Raw genomic sequence first — 14,736 nt, forward strand, 5'->3', positions numbered from 1 at the left:
ACGCCCGCGACGAGCGCGGGCGTTCCAGTTTGTGTGTATCAATCAATCAGGCGGCGCGACGGCTGTAGGATGATGCGCCGTGGGATGCTGCCTGCAGGTTGAACTGGGCAAGGAGTTGCATCAGCTTTGCTGCTTCCTGCGCCAGCCCATGGCTCGCTGCCGTCTGCTCCTCGACCATGGCGGCGTTCTGCTGCGTGCCCTGGTCCATCGTGTTGACAGCAGTGTTAATCTCGGCAAGCCCCGTCGACTGCTCACGGGTTGCCGTGACGATTGCGTCGACGTGACGGCTGATTTCCTGAACCTGACCGACGATTGCTTCCAACGCCTTGCCGGTGTCGCCGACGAGCGTGACGCCCGAGCGAACCTGTGAGTTCGAGGCGGTGATCAGGCTTTCGATTTCCTTCGCGGCATGGGCAGAACGCTGTGCCAGCTCGCGCACTTCCTGGGCGACGACAGCAAAGCCCTTGCCGGCTTCGCCGGCGCGTGCCGCCTCGACACCGGCATTCAGCGCCAGCAGGTTGGTCTGGAAGGCAATGTCGTCGATGACACTGATGATATTGGCAATCTTCTGCGACGACTGCTCGATCTCGGTCATTGCCGAGACCGCCTTGCGGACGATGTTGCCGGACTCTTCGGCGCCGTTGCGGGTTCGAGTGACCAGCGTGCCGGCTTCCTCGGCACGGCGCGCTGTGTCCTTGACGGTCGTCGTAATTTCTTCGAGCGCGGCTGCCGTTTCTTCGATGGAGGCAGCCTGCTGTTCAGTGCGGCGGGCAAGCCCGTCCGCGGCGGTGCGGATTTCTCCGGCGCCCGCGTCGATCGCATGAGCGTTGTCACCGACCTCCTGAAGAACAGCCCGCAACTTGGCCACGGAGGAATTGAAATCACTGCGCAGCCGGTCGAGGTGGTCGGCAAAAGGCGTCTCGATCGTCCGCGTGAGATCGCCTTCCGAGAGAGCGCCCAGCGCTTCGGCAAGCGCATCGACGGCATGTTGGATCTCGCTGGCTTCACGTGCCTTCGAGGCTTCGTTACGGGAACGCTCCTGCTGAGCCTGCTCGCGGGTGTGCTCGGCGCTCCGTTCGAGGTCGAGGCGTGCGAAAGAGTTGTCGCGGAAGATCGCTACGGCAGCCGCCATGTCGCCGATCTCATCCTTGCGCCCGGCGTAAGGGACGGCCGCGTCGAGATCCCCGTCCGCCAGACGGGCCATGCGGGTGGCGATCGTCGAGATCGGCTGAGAAATGCGCGTCCAGGCAAGGAAGGCCGCAGCAACGGCGACGGCAAGCGCGACGACGAGGCCACCGACGATGGACAAGATGCCTGCGTTATAGTTACCGGTCGCGGCAGCGAGAGCGGCATCGGTCGACTGCCGATCCTTTGCCAACATTCCGTCGACGAGCGTCTGAATGTTGTTGGCGGACATGGAAAGTTCGCCGCGATAGAGGCTGTTGGCCTGGCTGCGCTTGTTGTCGAGCGCCAGCGCAATGATCTTGTCGGCAAGCGCAGCGTCGTTGGTGAGCGCCTTCTGCAGCCGGCCGAAATTCTGGCTCATGTAATCGCTCTTCGGCTGCTTGTCGAAGGCGCCAATGGCAGTGGCAAGGCGCTGGCGGCGGGCCTTGAGTGTCGTCTCCGCGTTGCGGAAGTCCGTCTTACCTGTTGCAAGGAGGTAGTCGGCGTAGCTGCGACGAACGTCGTTCAGCGTCGTGACGATCGCGTGGAGCCGTTCGGTGTTCGGAATGTTCTGCGCCCCGATCTGCCGGGTGTTGGCCTCCAGATTGATCAACGAGAAGGCCGCGATCGCACCCTGCACCAGGGCAATGACGACAAGGGACAGAAAAAGAAGCGGAAGAAGCGTCTTGATCTTCAATTTGGACATAGAGCGGCCTCAGTGCGGCTGAACGATGTGCTTCAGTCAATCTCCTGTTGATCGCCTGGGGGAACACTCGTTTTAATGGTGTGGGGAGAACGGTACGGACAACGTCCATCCTGCATCATGCATTGCACGCCACTAAAGCCCAAGATCCGTAAGATTTGATTAAAAGTAATATTTTTTAATCACCGCTGGTCGCGCCCTCCAACGAGAACGCCCGCGACGAGCGCGAGCGTCCGGTCTTCGCAGGATTACATCAGGCCGCGCGACGGCTGACCGCAGCGTGGGATACTGATTGCAGGTTGAACTGGCTCAGCAACTGCATCAGCTTTGCCGCCTCCTGCGCCAGCCCATGGCTCGCTGCCGTCTGCTCCTCGACCATGGCGGCATTCTGCTGCGTGCCCTGGTCCATCGTGTTTACAGCAGTGTTAATCTCGGCAAGCCCCGTCGACTGTTCACGGGTTGCCGTGACGATTGCGTCGACGTGACGGCTGATTTCCTGAACCTGACCGACGATTGCTTCCAACGCCTTGCCGGTGTCGCCGACGAGCGTGACGCCCGAGCGAACCTGTGAGTTCGAGGCGGTGATCAGGCTTTCGATTTCCTTCGCGGCATGGGCAGAACGCTGTGCCAGCTCGCGCACTTCCTGGGCGACGACAGCAAAGCCCTTGCCGGCTTCGCCGGCGCGTGCCGCCTCGACACCGGCATTCAGCGCCAACAGGTTGGTCTGGAAGGCAATGTCGTCGATGACACTGATGATGTTGGCGATCTTCTGCGAGGACTGCTCGATCTCGGTCATTGCCGAAACCGCCTTGCGCACGATGTTGCCGGACTCTTCGGCGCCGTTGCGGGTGCGCGAGACGAGATTGCCGGCCTCCTCAGCGCGACGTGCCGTGTCCTTGACCGTCGTGGTGATCTCCTCGAGCGCTGCAGCCGTTTCCTCGACCGAGGCTGCCTGCTGCTCGGTGCGGCGGGCAAGGCCGTCTGCGGCCGTGCGGATTTCGCTCGCACCGGCATCAATGGCGTGGGCGTTGTTGCCCACGGCATGCAAAGCACCGTGGAGCTTGGTGACGGCGTTGTTGAAGTCATTACGTAGGCGGTCGAGATGCGGGGCAAACGGCGCGTCGATGCGATGCGCAAGGTTGCCATCCGACAGCGCGCCGAGGGCACTGGCAAGCGCATCGACGGCATGACGGATTTCGGTTGCCTCGCGGTTTTTCTGCTGCTCACGCTCATGACGCTCACGCTCGGTAAGGGCACGGCCGGTTTCGGCTTCACCCTCAAGGCGCTCTCGATCAACCGCGTTCTTCTTGAAGACAGCCACAGCCTCGGCCATCGAGCCGATCTGGTCGCGGCGCTGTTCGCCAGGAATGGAGACCGACAGATCGCCGGCGGCAAGCTTTTGCATCGCGGCGGTCATATCGGTGACGGGACGGATCACCAGGCCATGCAGCAGCCAGGCCATGGCGCAGATCATCAGGCCGACGGCGAGAATCGTGGCAATGGTTGCGGCAATGCGGAATTCGTTCGGCGAAGCGAAGGCGGCGTCGCTGTCCACGACGAAGCCGAGGTACCATTCGACCGACGGCAAACCTGCAACCGGCATGAAGCTGACGAGGACATCCTTGCCGGCAAACTCAGTCGGAACGAGCCCGGCCTTGATCGCCGGTGTCTCAGCCGGGAAAGCGTCGGCAAGCGTCTTTGTCACCAGCTTTGCATCCGGGTGGATCAGGATCTGCCCGCTCTTGTTGACGAGGAAGGCCGTGCCTTTGCCGCCGAGATCGATCTCCTTGATCATGTCGACCATGGTCTTCAGCGAGAAGTCGCTGCCGGTCACGCCGGCCAGCTTGCCGCCGTGGCTGACGGGAACGGCCGAGCTGATGATGAGATCGCCGCTCGACGCATCGACATAGGGCTCGGTCATGACGCTGGCGTTGGCCTTGACGGCATCCTGATACCAGGGGCGCTTGCGCGGATCATAGCCGTCCGGCATCGGCAGCTTCGGCCACATGGTGAAGACACCCTGCTCGTCGCCAAAATAGGTGCTGACGAACTGGCTGGTCAGAACATCGTTCTGGAGCACGGCTTCGACGCCCTTCTGATCGGCGGCGCGGCCGATGGCGTTCGCGACCATGGCGGTCAGCGTCACACGACCATTCATCCAGTTGGCCAGGCTGCTTGCAGCCTGCTCACCGGACGAGCTGATGTTGGCTTCGATCGCGGCAGTCGCGGTGCTCCGTTCGACGGAATTGATGTAGTAGGAAAAGGCGGCAAAGGCCACAAGAACAACGGCAGACGCGGCAACGAGGATGCGCGTCATCAAATTCGTCTTCTTTTTCAAGGATTTTCCTTTCGTGAGTGGTCCGCGCCGTACTTGACGAAGCGCGGGCTACTCGATGCGCAGGCTATGGTCAAAACGGGACAAAGCGCCTCATGCGCCCGGACGACTGCGCCATCAGCGCGCCGTCATACCCCTAATATTAGAGGGGTATTTAAAACTGGCTTAAAATTTGACGAAACTCGACTATTCCCACGTCAGCGGCGCATGAAGGCTTCGAAGGCGGCTTTCGCTTCGGCGCTGTGTAGGCGGTCGAAGAAGTGACGCGCCTCGTCATCGATGCGCGCAATGACTTCTTCCCGATCGCCCCGGATCAGGTTGCGCGCGATCTTCAGCGCTTCTGGCGGCTTGGCGGCAAGCTTGGCAGCGGTTGCGAGCGTTGTCCTTTCGACCTCATCGGGCGCACAGACTTTCCAGACAAGTCCCGCCTCCCGTGCTTCCTCGCCGGAGAAGCCCTCACCGAGAGCCAACATCGCAAAGGCGCGCTGGTGTCCGATGATCCGCGGCGCAAGCAGGCTGGACGCCGCTTCCGGAACGAGGGCGAGGTCGACGAACGGCGTGCGGAACTGGCTGCGCGCTGAGGCGATTGTCAGGTCGCAATGCATGTGCATTGTGGTTCCGATCCCGATCGCCAGCCCGTCGACACCTGACACGATCGGCTTTTCGGAGCGAACCATGGCGTAGAGGAATTCGACGATCTCGCGAGGCATGGCACCGCCCATCGCCGCTGCGATGAAATCTCCGAGGTCATTGCCCGCGGAAAAGCAACCTTCGGTGCCGAGAAAAGCCGTCGCCTTGATCGCCGCATCGCCATTGGCGGCAATCAACGCCTCCGCCATTTTCCGATACATGGCGCGGGTGATGGCATTCTTCTTTTCCGGCCTGTTGAAACGGATGATCTGGATGCCGGGGTGTGCCGCATCCTGCTCGACGATGACCTGCTCTGTCATGATGGTTCCTCAGGCGAGAACTATTTTGGCAGCCGCAAGGCTTGCGGCGCCGTTGATGACGCTGTCCTTCAGCGCCGTCACTTCCGAAAGAAGATTTTCCGCGGCAAAACGGCAGAGTGCGATGCGCCCTTCGGCACCTCCCGCCGGTGCCTGCGCGAGCCCGCCCTTGGCGAGATAGCAGCCGGTCAGGACAAGGCCGAAGAGCCGCTGATACGGTGTCGCGCCGGCCAGCGCCTCTGCCACCTTAGCATCGCGAACCTGCGCCAGCAGCCAGTCCGTCGCCTCGCCGAGGTCGGTTATTGCGGAATCGAGGCGATTTGCCGTCGCGCCGAAGCCGCCGAGGTTGGAATGGCGGACCTGGTCGGCGATCTGTTTCAGCTCGGCGATGAAACCGTGCACCTGGTCGCCGTCCGAAAGCGTCAATTTGCGGGTGACGAGATCGATCGCCTGGATACCGTTCGTGCCCTCATAGATCGGCGCAATGCGCGCATCACGCAGATAGCGCGCGGCTCCCGTCTCCTCGATGAAGCCCATGCCACCATGCACCTGAATGCCTGATGAGGCGACGTCGACGCCGACATCGGTGGAAAAGGACTTGGCGATCGGCGTCAGCAGTGCTGCGCGCTCCTGCCAATGCTGCTTTCGATCCGCCGCGCGATGCGACATGTCGATGGCATGGGCACAGGTATAGGAAATTGCGCGGGCGCCTTGCGTCAACGCCTTCATCGTCAGGAGCGTGCGGGTAACATCCGGATGGTCGATGATCGGGCTCATGCCGCCACCCGCCCAGTTCGGCGCCTTGCCCTGAACCCGCTCTCTCGCATAGGCGACTGCCTTTTGCGTCGCCGCCTCGGCGATCGCGACGCCCTGCATGCCGACGGCAAGGCGGGCATTGTTCATCATCGTGAACATGCAGGCGAGGCCCTTGTTCTCCTCGCCGACCAGCCAGCCGATTGCCCCCTTCTCCTCGCCGAACTTGCCGTCGCCATAGATCATGGTGCAGGTCGGCGAGCCGTGGATACCGAGCTTGTGCTCCAGCGAGTGCGCGAAGAGATCGTTGCGGGCGCCAAGCGATCCGTCCGCATTGACGAGGAATTTCGGCACGAGGAACAGCGAGATGCCACGCGTTCCGGCCGGTGCGTCCGGGAGGCGAGCGAGGACCAGGTGAATGATGTTGTCGGCGGCGTCGTGTTCGCCCCAGGTGATGAAGATCTTCTGGCCGAAGATGCGGTAGGTGCCGTCGTCCCGGCGTTCGGCGCGGGTCTTGAGCACGCCGAGGTCGGAGCCGGCATGCGGCTCCGTCAGGTTCATCGTGCCGGTCCACTCACCCGAGACGAGCTTTGCGAGGTAGGTATTCTTGAGTTCGCCGGACGCATGGCTGTTGATCGCTTCGATCGCACCCATGGTCAGCGTCGGGCAGAGCGCGAACGCCATCGATCCGGAATTCCACATTTCCAGGGCGGCGACGTTCAGCATATGCGGCAGCGCCTGCCCACCGAAGTCTTCTGGTGCGGTCAGGCCGTTCCAGCCGCCGGCGATCCAGTTCTTGTAGAGATCGCGCCAACCATCGGGCGTTACTACCCTGCCGTCGACGAGGCGCGAACCCTGACGGTCGCCAACCTCGGCGAGCGGCGCAACTTCATCCGTGGCGAATCGTCCCGCTTCATGAAGGATGGCGTCGACGAGATCATCACCAAGGTCACCGAGCAAACCAGCTTCGATTGCATCGCCCAGGCCGGCAACATGCTTCAGCGTAAACGCAATCTCTTCGACCGGCGCCTTGTACATCAGTGATCTCCTCGCATCGCTGGCCGCCGATTGAACAGCCCTCCAGCCTCTCCAAGGGCAGAGCTAATTGATTTTTACGTAAACGTCAATTTCAAACTTCCAGCGACAAGCTGCCACGGAGTTACACATGTCTTGAATTATTACGCACTTGCACAAACAACCGTCATAGAGAATCTCTAAGGACACTCACCGCCATCGCAAGAGGACCGGCGCATCAATGGATACTTTGCCCGCCAACATCCCCGGACTCGTGTGGGCCTACCGCTTTCCGCCGGACGGCGGCAAGGCAATCCGTCTCCCAAACAGCGCGCCGCAGGCCGAGTTGACCGACGGCGGCGGCTTCTATTGGTTGCATCTCAATCTCGCAGATGCCAGGGTGCCCGGCCTGCTCGACAGTATCGTTGGCTTGAACGACGATGCCAAGGCAGCCTTGACCACCCGTGACACGCATGCCGCGATAACGGTCGACGAACAGCTGCTCTACGGCACGCTTGTTGATTGCCAGCGCGAATTCGATCGTGAAACCGCCGATCTTGGTTGGCTGCATTTTGCGATCTCTGACCGCTTTATCATTACCACGCGGCTGCAGCCGCTACGCAGCATCGAGCGCGCCCGCGCGCTAGTGGAGAAGAACCCGGCAAAATTCGAACGGCCTGTCGACCTGTTCGAGATCCTGGTGATCGAGTTCCAGCGGACACTGATCTCCATCGTCATGGAAATGACCGAGGAGCTCAACGTTATCGAGGATTTCGTCTACGACAACTCGCCACGCGACGAGCGCCGGCGGCTGGCGCCGGTCCGACGTACGGTCGTCCGGCTGCACCGGCACCTGAGAACCGTGCTGGCCCTGATGCGTCGCGCTGCCGCCTCGCATGACGATGAAATGCCCTTCGGCTTCGATGATGTCGCGGGACGGCTGACGAGCCGCCTCGAAACCGTCGATCACGACATTTACGCGCTGCAGGACCGCGCTCGGCTGCTGCATGAAGAAATCGACTCGAAGGCGTCCTCGGAGACGAACCGGCACCTCTACATTCTGTCGATCATGACGGCCTTCCTGCTGCCGCCAACCCTAGTGACGGGCTTCTTCGGCATGAACACGGCCAATCTACCTTTTGCCGAAGGTAGCGGCGGCACCGAATATGCCGTGGCCATCATAATCGCCTCCATCGTGCTCGCATGGTGGCTGCTGAAGCGCGTCCGCATCCTCTAACGCAAAAAGACCCGGCATTGCTGCCGGCCCCGAGAGCGAAAGCTTGCTTCACTCAGTAGTACGGCGAAACGCACTGCTGGCGCGGGCCATTGTACGGCTGGAAGGTGTTGTCGTAGACCCGATAGGAACGGTAACGCGCCTGGCACCAGGCCACGTGACCCGAGCCGAGCGAAGCAGCCGGCGGAGGAGCCACATAGGTCGGCTGCGATGCAATAGCACCACCAATTATCGCACCAGCGCCGAAGGCGGCCAGCGGGAACCAGTAGCCGTCATAGTAGCGGTAGCCACTGCGATAGTAGGGATAGCCGCGATAGCCACCGTACCAGCCGGGGCGATAGGCTGGGCGATAAGCCGGGCGGTACCCCGGATAATAGCCAGGGCGATAGCCTGGATAGTAGCCCGGCCGGTATCCGGGGCGAAAACCGGGGTGACAATAGGGGCCACGGCAATACTGGACGTTCTGGACGTCACCAGATTTTTCGACCTGCGGCAGAGCCGGCATCTGCATCGCCTGCGAGGGCGCATAGCCACTTGCCAGCGTGACAAAAGAAACGGCGGCAATCGCTATCTTCTTAAAAAACCCAGTCATGGAAGCTCCATTTCCAGTTGGAATACGCGCGCACGATAACGCCAAGGCACTGAAAACGTTCCAATGACCAGTTTTCATGCTGTCGGTGCGACTTTCCGTTTTGAAGCGATCGCGGATTAACTGGACATTAACCGCCTTTCACCACGCTCATTCCATGAAGCAATCCTGGAGAAATCTTCTGCTTCGCTTGATGGTTCCGGCGCTTGTCGCGGGACCTCCGACTATGGCTGTGGCGGCTGACACCCTGCCCTGGAACAACCCCAACAACGCGCTCGTCATCGACGCGTACGAACTCAATACGATCGACTGGGATTCCCTGCTTTCGGACAAGCGCATCGCCGCCTTCATTTCGAAAGCTTCCGACGGACTTCCGGAGAGCTTCTCCTGTACCGGCGATCATGCCGGGGACACCGTCGCGCATTGCAAGACCATGTGGCGCAAATATGCGGTGAGCCGTGAGCTCTTTCAGACGCGGCGATTGGTTGCCCGGGCGGCCGGCCTCCTCTGGGGCTCCTATCACCTCGCCCGTCCCGGCAACCCGGTCGACCAGGCCAACCATTTCCTCGAATACGCCGATCCCAAGGACGACGAGATGATGATCCTCGATCTCGAGGGCATCGATTCGCAGAAATTCATGTCGCTGGAGGACGCACAGATATTCGCAGGCCATATCAGGGCAAGGACCGGACGATACCCGGTTCTCTATACCAATCACAACACCGCCCGATATATTGCCGCATATCGCAACGACTATCCGGTGCTGGCGCGGCTACCGATCTGGTATGCGCGATACAGGCCCGACGTGAAGGGCGTGTTCCCGATGGGAAACTGGGACAACTACCTGATGTGGCAGTTCTCGTCGGGACAGAACTGCAGCAAGCGCCGCTGCCCTTACCGCGTTCCAGGCACATTGACGGATATCGATGTCAACGTCGCGCCCATGAGCCGCGCCGAACTCGCAAAGGTGTGGGCGCGGGGCAACCTCTTGCCGGCGCGCGAACCGGACCCGCCGCTCATTCTTGCCAAGATCGAGATGGAGCCGCGCGGAATGCCTGCCCAAGGCCCGGCAACCTTCGCACAGCTTCCGCCGGATCCTATCGTCACATCCTCGATACCGCAGAGCGACGTCGTGCGCACGCGTCGAGACTTCTGAGAAACGTGCGCACAAAAAGACCCCGTCTCCAAGAGACGAGGTCACTTGGGAGGGAGTCTTTTGGATTAGGCGACGACGGAGAGCTTCGCCTGATCGCCCTGCAGGCGGTTGACCATGAAGTTCGAGTACCATTCGAGGAACTGCATGACGCCGCCTTCATGCGCCATCGAATAAGGTCCAGGCTCGTAGGCCGGCGAGTGAATACCGAAGGCATTCTCTTCGACGATGCGACGGTCCTGATCGTTGGTTTCGGTCCACACATGCGTGAGCTCGGCCAGATCGTAGTCGACACCCTCGACGGCATCCTTGTGCACGAGCCACTTCGTCGTGACGGCCGTTTCATTGGCACTGAGCGGCAGTACGCGGAAGGAAATCGCATGGTCGCCGAGAATGTGGTTCCAGGTCGTCGGGTAGTGGAACAGCAGCATCGTGCCGATGCGATCAAGCGTCACGTCGTCCGAAAGAGGCCTCTCGACGGCGCGCCTGCCGGACATGGTGTAACTCTCTGCGTCCTCGATCAACGGCATGCGGGCCGTGCGGAACTGACCGTCGGGGGAAATCTGGAACTTGCTCGGCAAGCCAGCCGCCTCGCAGCGTGCCCAGTGACCCGCAATCTCGGGATCGTCGGCACCGCCGTCCGTGCCGGTGACGCTCGGCGCTTCCGGGTAGGTGCGGCAGAGTTCGGGGTGGTTGGCCGCGCAGTGATAGCATTCGCGGTTGTTTTCCCAGACGAGCTTCCAGTTGCCCTTCTCGATGATCGTGCTCTGGAAGGCGACCTTCGCCTCGCTCAGACGATGCGGCAGCATATAGGGCGCGACCATGTCGCGGATCGGCTGGAAATCCGGTGTATTCTGCGCGAGACAGATGAAGATGTAGCCGCCGAAGCTCTCGCAATGGACCGGCTTCAGGCCGTAACCGCTCTTGTCGAAATCATCGCCCATGTGGCGGGCAAAGGCGAGCTTGCCATCGAGGTCGTAGGTCCACTGATGATAGGGGCAGACGAGGCGAACCGAGGAGCCGTGCTCCTTGGTGCAGACGCGCGAGCCGCGATGGCGACAGCTGTTGTGGAAGGCGCGAATGACGTTGTCACGGCCACGGACGATGACAACGGGATAGTCGCCGATCTGGACCGTGAAATAAGCGCCCGGCTTCGGCAGCTCGCAATCATGGCCCATGAACAACCAGTCGCGATAATAGATCATCTCCATATCGAGCTTGAAATAATCCTCGTCGATATAGAAGGGCCGCTCGAGACTGAAGCCTTCCCGGCGGGTCTTGAGTTGCCGCAATACGTTGCTGCGAATATCCATCTGCATATCCTCGTATAATGGGCCGGCGCTTGATCGAAGGCGAGAGCCGCCGGAAGCTTCGCTCCCTCTCCGTCAGGAGACTTTCTTGATAGACATTTAAACACCGCTGGCGCGCGGCGTTTGGTTGTAAAGCGACATCGGCTTCGAAAATGACGACAGGCGGCAAAGGAGTGCGGAATCGAACGCGGTTCCAGCCTAAAAATGCTTCATTCTCGGCCAGCAAGGCCAATTACGACATTGCCGCAACCCAATTCACACTTGGGCTCTCGGCACGACCTTGCCACAGCTATCGTATTTGCGACATGGCGGCGGTGGCCAATGTCCACCAACCCGCGCATGACGGCCGAATTTAATCTGCCATTAAGCATGATTGCCTATCCTTTCCACATCAATCATCCATGTGGATATCTCTCATGGCGAAGCTTCGCTATTTCGACGCCACTAACAGCAATTCCAGCAACGCGGCACCGGTCACCTCGCATTCTGAATTTCTGCGCACCGGAAAGATCACGCGCACCCGGGCCCACTGGCTCGCCGAGGAGCGGCGCTACCTCACACATGACGAAGTCGCAGAGAAGACGGGCCGCAAGCTGGAGACAGCCGGCGCCAAGACGCATCGACATATCAACGGATTTCACCGTTCGATCCAGTTTCCGAAGCTGCTCTTCCACCGCACGCTGCAGGACAGCCCGCATTTAGGCTATTGCCACGTGACTGCGTCGCGGACGAAATTCGCCCGCTACGAAGAAGTCAGCTGGGCGTTCTACATCGCGAATTTCTACGCCGACATCGGCGACAACGACAATTTCTTCCACAAGATCGATCTGAAGTATTCGCGCATGTATTTCGCGGTGGCGATCAAGCCCGGCGAACATACGCCGGAGAAGATGACGATCGACCGCTCGGTGAGGGGCAACGGGGTGCTTTTCCGCACCGACGATCCGCAAATCGCCATCAAGAACGTATTGCTGCTCGGCGCGCGCAACGAGCAGCTGCGCGAGATCATTCGCCAGCTCTGATCGGCATCATCGGCCCGCTTCGATATTGATCCGATCGCCGGGAAGGCATAAGGACTGCCGGACAGCAATCCGGACAGCGCATGGCACGATCGATCGACATCACGAAGGACAGGCAGCAGGCTATCGAAGCCGGTTGCGCAGTGCTTGGCGAGGGCTTCCCGATCGCGATCCCGACGGAGACCGTCTATGGGCTCGCTGCCGATGCGACCAATCCGGTCGCAATTGCCCACATCTACGAGACCAAGGGCCGCCCCCGCTTCAACCCGCTTATCTGCCACATGGCCGACCTTGCCATGGCTGAGAAGCACGCGGAGTTCGACCCCGTTTCACGCGCACTGGCCGAAGCATTCTGGCCGGGGCCCCTCACGCTCGTCCTGCCGTTGAAGCCAGAGAGTGCCATTCATTCGCTGGCGACCGCAGGGCTTGATACCGTTGGCATCCGCGTGCCGAAGGGTTTCGCGGGAGAGCTGATCCGCGCCTTTGGGCGGCCGCTCGCCGCGCCCAGCGCCAACACGTCAGGCAAGATCAGCGCGACGAGCGCTGCCCATGTCGACGCCGACCTCGGCGAGCGCATCAGACTGATCCTCGATGCCGGTGCAAGCACCGTTGGCGTCGAGTCCACGATCGTCAAGGTCGAGGATGGCAAGCTCAGGCTCTTGCGGCCGGGCGGGCTGCCTGCCTCGGAGATCGAGCGCGTGGCCGGTCAAAAGCTGGTGCGAGCCAGGAAGGCGTCCGCGGCCATCGAGGCGCCGGGGATGCTGGCATCCCACTACGCGCCCGGCGCAACCGTCCGGCTGGACGCAACGCATGTCGATTCCGACGAGGCGCTGATTGCCTTCGGCAAGACGGCCGTTGCCGGTGCCGACGACGCCAGGATCGTCCTCAATCTCAGCCGGGACGGCGATCTCGCGGAAGCCGCGGCGAACCTCTTCGACTATATGAAGAAAGCCGACGCCAGCGGCGCGCAGACGATCGCCTTTGCAGCCATTCCCGACGAGGGACTCGGCGAGGCAATCAACGATCGGCTCCGCCGCGCAGCCGCGCCACGTGAGTAAGCAAGAAGGATCATGTTTCGATGAGCAGCGTTTCCCCCGAACTTCTCGACCGTTTCGCCGCCGTCATCGGTGAGAAGCATGCGCTTAGGAGCGAAGCCGATCTCGCGCCGCATCTGATTGAAAACCGCGGCCTTTACCACGGCTCGTCCCCTCTTCTCCTGAAGCCCGGTTCGGTCGAAGAAGTGTCGTCGATCCTGAAGCTCGCAACCGAGACCGGAACCGCGGTCGTGCCGCAAACGGGCAACACGGGTCTCGTCGGTGGCCAGACGCCGCGCGAAGGCAAGTCCGACATCATCATCTCGCTCGAACGCATGAACAAGGTTCGTGATGTCGATCCCGTCGCCAATGTCCTCGTCGCCGATGGCGGAGCGATCCTCGCGGACGTGCAGAAGGCGGCAGAGGCATACGGTAGGCTGTTTCCTCTCTCGCTTGGCTCCGAAGGTTCGTGCCGCATCGGCGGCAATCTGTCGACGAATGCCGGTGGCACGGCGGTGCTTGCCTATGGGAACATGCGCCAGCTCTGCCTCGGCCTCGAGGTCGTGCTGCCGACCGGCGAAATCTGGAACGGCCTGCGCCGCCTGAAGAAGGACAACACCGGCTATGACCTGCGCGACCTCTTCATCGGCGCGGAAGGCACGCTCGGCATCATCACCGGCGCCGTGCTCAAGCTCTTTCCGCAGCCTCTCGGAAAGCAGGTCGCTTTTGCCGGCCTTAACTCGGTCGAGGATGCCCTTGCCTTTTTCAACCTCGCATCCAGCCTTTGCGGCACCTCGCTGACCGGCTTCGAGCTGATGCCGCGCTTCGGCGTCGAGATTACCGCACGCAACATCGAGGGGGTACGCGATCCACTGGAATCGGCGCACCCCTGGTATGTCCTTGTCGATATTTCCACGTCCGATTCTGCCGAAACCGCCGAGCGCATGATGACGGCGCTGCTTGAGCAGGGCTTCGAGGCAGGTTTGGTTCAAGACGCAACAATCGCCTCGTCGGTCGCGCAGCAGCAGGCGCTCTGGCATATGCGCGAGAGCATGTCGGACGCGCAAAAACCCGAAGGCGGATCGATCAAGCACGACGTTTCCGTGCCGGTTTCCGCAATCCCGGCTTTCATGCACGAGGCCGGCGGTGCGGTCGTGGCGGCCATGCCCGGCGCTCGCATCTGCGCCTTCGGCCACATGGGCGACGGCAATATTCACTACAATATTTCCCAGCCAGTTGGCGCCGACAAACAGGCCTTCCTGGCGCGTTGGCGTGAAATGAACCACATCGTCCATGGCTTCGTGCTGGCGCACGGAGGATCGATTTCCGCCGAGCACGGGATCGGTCAGCTGAAGCGCGACGAACTGGCCTCGATCCGCCCGCCGATTGAAATGGAGCTGATGCGCAGGATCAAGCACGCCTTCGACCCGGCCGGCATCATGAACCCCGGCAAGGTCGTCAACGTCGACTAAGGGGCGACG

11 protein-coding genes are annotated in these 14,736 nt (G+C 61.3%); 5 read left to right on the forward strand and 6 right to left on the reverse strand.

Annotated elements, in window-relative coordinates; all coding sequences use genetic code 11:
• Positions 1-46: 46 nt before the first annotated feature.
• The 4 genes from AS026_RS15705 to AS026_RS15720 all read right to left on the reverse strand — a co-directional run bounded on the left by AS026_RS15705 (position 47) and on the right by AS026_RS15720 (position 6,940).
• Positions 47-1,870, reverse strand: a complete 1,824-nt coding sequence (locus AS026_RS15705) for a HAMP domain-containing methyl-accepting chemotaxis protein (protein ID WP_062370524.1) — start codon at positions 1,868-1,870, stop codon at positions 47-49.
• Positions 1,871-2,120: 250 nt separating this feature from the next.
• The gene (gene mcpU / locus AS026_RS15710) at positions 2,121-4,205 is read right to left on the reverse strand and encodes a methyl-accepting chemotaxis protein McpU (RefSeq protein ID WP_062370526.1); all 2,085 of its coding nucleotides are present in this window, start codon (positions 4,203-4,205) and stop codon (positions 2,121-2,123) included.
• Between the two features lie 194 nt (positions 4,206-4,399).
• Positions 4,400-5,152 (reverse strand): crotonase/enoyl-CoA hydratase family protein, encoded by a 753-nt coding sequence (locus tag AS026_RS15715; protein WP_062370528.1) that lies wholly within the window; start codon positions 5,150-5,152, stop codon positions 4,400-4,402.
• 9 nt (positions 5,153-5,161) lie between these two features.
• Positions 5,162-6,940: an acyl-CoA dehydrogenase family protein gene (locus tag AS026_RS15720; protein ID WP_025661892.1), complete on the reverse strand. Its 1,779-nt coding sequence runs from the start codon at positions 6,938-6,940 to the stop codon at positions 5,162-5,164.
• 217 nt (positions 6,941-7,157) lie between these two features.
• On the opposite strand from AS026_RS15720, the gene AS026_RS15725 reads away from it, so the two are divergent.
• Positions 7,158-8,153 carry a transporter gene (locus AS026_RS15725; protein ID WP_025661893.1) on the forward strand — a complete coding sequence of 332 codons (996 nt, stop codon included), beginning with the start codon at positions 7,158-7,160 and terminating at the stop codon, positions 8,151-8,153.
• Positions 8,154-8,205: 52 nt separating this feature from the next.
• Here the strand turns inward: AS026_RS15725 and AS026_RS15730 are convergent, their stop codons facing one another.
• A complete protein-coding gene (locus tag AS026_RS15730; RefSeq protein WP_062370530.1) occupies positions 8,206-8,742 on the reverse strand; it encodes a BA14K family protein in 537 nt (178 codons plus the stop codon).
• Between the two features lie 190 nt (positions 8,743-8,932).
• On the opposite strand from AS026_RS15730, the gene AS026_RS15735 reads away from it, so the two are divergent.
• The gene (locus AS026_RS15735; RefSeq protein ID WP_025661895.1) at positions 8,933-9,895 is read left to right on the forward strand and encodes a glycoside hydrolase family 25 protein; all 963 of its coding nucleotides are present in this window, start codon (positions 8,933-8,935) and stop codon (positions 9,893-9,895) included.
• 65 nt (positions 9,896-9,960) lie between these two features.
• Here AS026_RS15735 and AS026_RS15740 read toward each other — a convergent pair whose 3' ends face one another.
• The gene (locus AS026_RS15740; protein WP_025661896.1) at positions 9,961-11,205 is read right to left on the reverse strand and encodes an aromatic ring-hydroxylating oxygenase subunit alpha; all 1,245 of its coding nucleotides are present in this window, start codon (positions 11,203-11,205) and stop codon (positions 9,961-9,963) included.
• A 413-nt stretch (positions 11,206-11,618) separates the two neighbouring features.
• Between AS026_RS15740 and AS026_RS15745 the strand changes: the two genes are divergently transcribed.
• The 3 genes from AS026_RS15745 (at position 11,619) to AS026_RS15755 (ending at position 14,727) form a co-directional block, all read left to right on the forward strand.
• A complete protein-coding gene (locus tag AS026_RS15745; protein WP_025661897.1) occupies positions 11,619-12,224 on the forward strand; it encodes a DUF6656 family protein in 606 nt (201 codons plus the stop codon).
• 80 nt (positions 12,225-12,304) lie between these two features.
• Positions 12,305-13,279, forward strand: a complete 975-nt coding sequence (locus AS026_RS15750) for an L-threonylcarbamoyladenylate synthase (RefSeq protein ID WP_025661898.1) — start codon at positions 12,305-12,307, stop codon at positions 13,277-13,279.
• 20 nt (positions 13,280-13,299) lie between these two features.
• Complete coding sequence (locus AS026_RS15755; RefSeq protein WP_025661899.1) at positions 13,300-14,727, forward strand: FAD-binding oxidoreductase; 1,428 nt, start codon at positions 13,300-13,302, stop codon at positions 14,725-14,727.
• The last annotated feature ends 9 nt before the right edge of the window (positions 14,728-14,736 follow it).

This window comes from Rhizobium altiplani, from assembly GCF_001542405.1.
GTDB lineage: Bacteria > Pseudomonadota > Alphaproteobacteria > Rhizobiales > Rhizobiaceae > Rhizobium > Rhizobium altiplani.

Excerpts from the sequence above, each read along its gene's own strand:
- AS026_RS15755 (WP_025661899.1), top strand. The coding sequence starts at position 13,300 with ATGAGCAGCGTTTCCCCCGAACTTCTCGACCGTTTCGCCGCCGTCATC.
- AS026_RS15750 (WP_025661898.1), top strand. The coding sequence starts at position 12,305 with ATGGCACGATCGATCGACATCACGAAGGACAGGCAGCAGGCTATCGAA.
- AS026_RS15725 (WP_025661893.1), top strand. The coding sequence starts at position 7,158 with ATGGATACTTTGCCCGCCAACATCCCCGGACTCGTGTGGGCCTACCGC.
- AS026_RS15735 (WP_025661895.1), top strand. The coding sequence starts at position 8,933 with ATGGTTCCGGCGCTTGTCGCGGGACCTCCGACTATGGCTGTGGCGGCT.
- AS026_RS15705 (WP_062370524.1), bottom strand. The coding sequence starts at position 1,870 with ATGTCCAAATTGAAGATCAAGACGCTTCTTCCGCTTCTTTTTCTGTCC.
- AS026_RS15745 (WP_025661897.1), top strand. The coding sequence starts at position 11,619 with ATGGCGAAGCTTCGCTATTTCGACGCCACTAACAGCAATTCCAGCAAC.
- AS026_RS15740 (WP_025661896.1), bottom strand. The coding sequence starts at position 11,205 with ATGGATATTCGCAGCAACGTATTGCGGCAACTCAAGACCCGCCGGGAA.
- AS026_RS15715 (WP_062370528.1), bottom strand. The coding sequence starts at position 5,152 with ATGACAGAGCAGGTCATCGTCGAGCAGGATGCGGCACACCCCGGCATC.
- AS026_RS15730 (WP_062370530.1), bottom strand. The coding sequence starts at position 8,742 with ATGACTGGGTTTTTTAAGAAGATAGCGATTGCCGCCGTTTCTTTTGTC.
- AS026_RS15720 (WP_025661892.1), bottom strand. The coding sequence starts at position 6,940 with ATGTACAAGGCGCCGGTCGAAGAGATTGCGTTTACGCTGAAGCATGTT.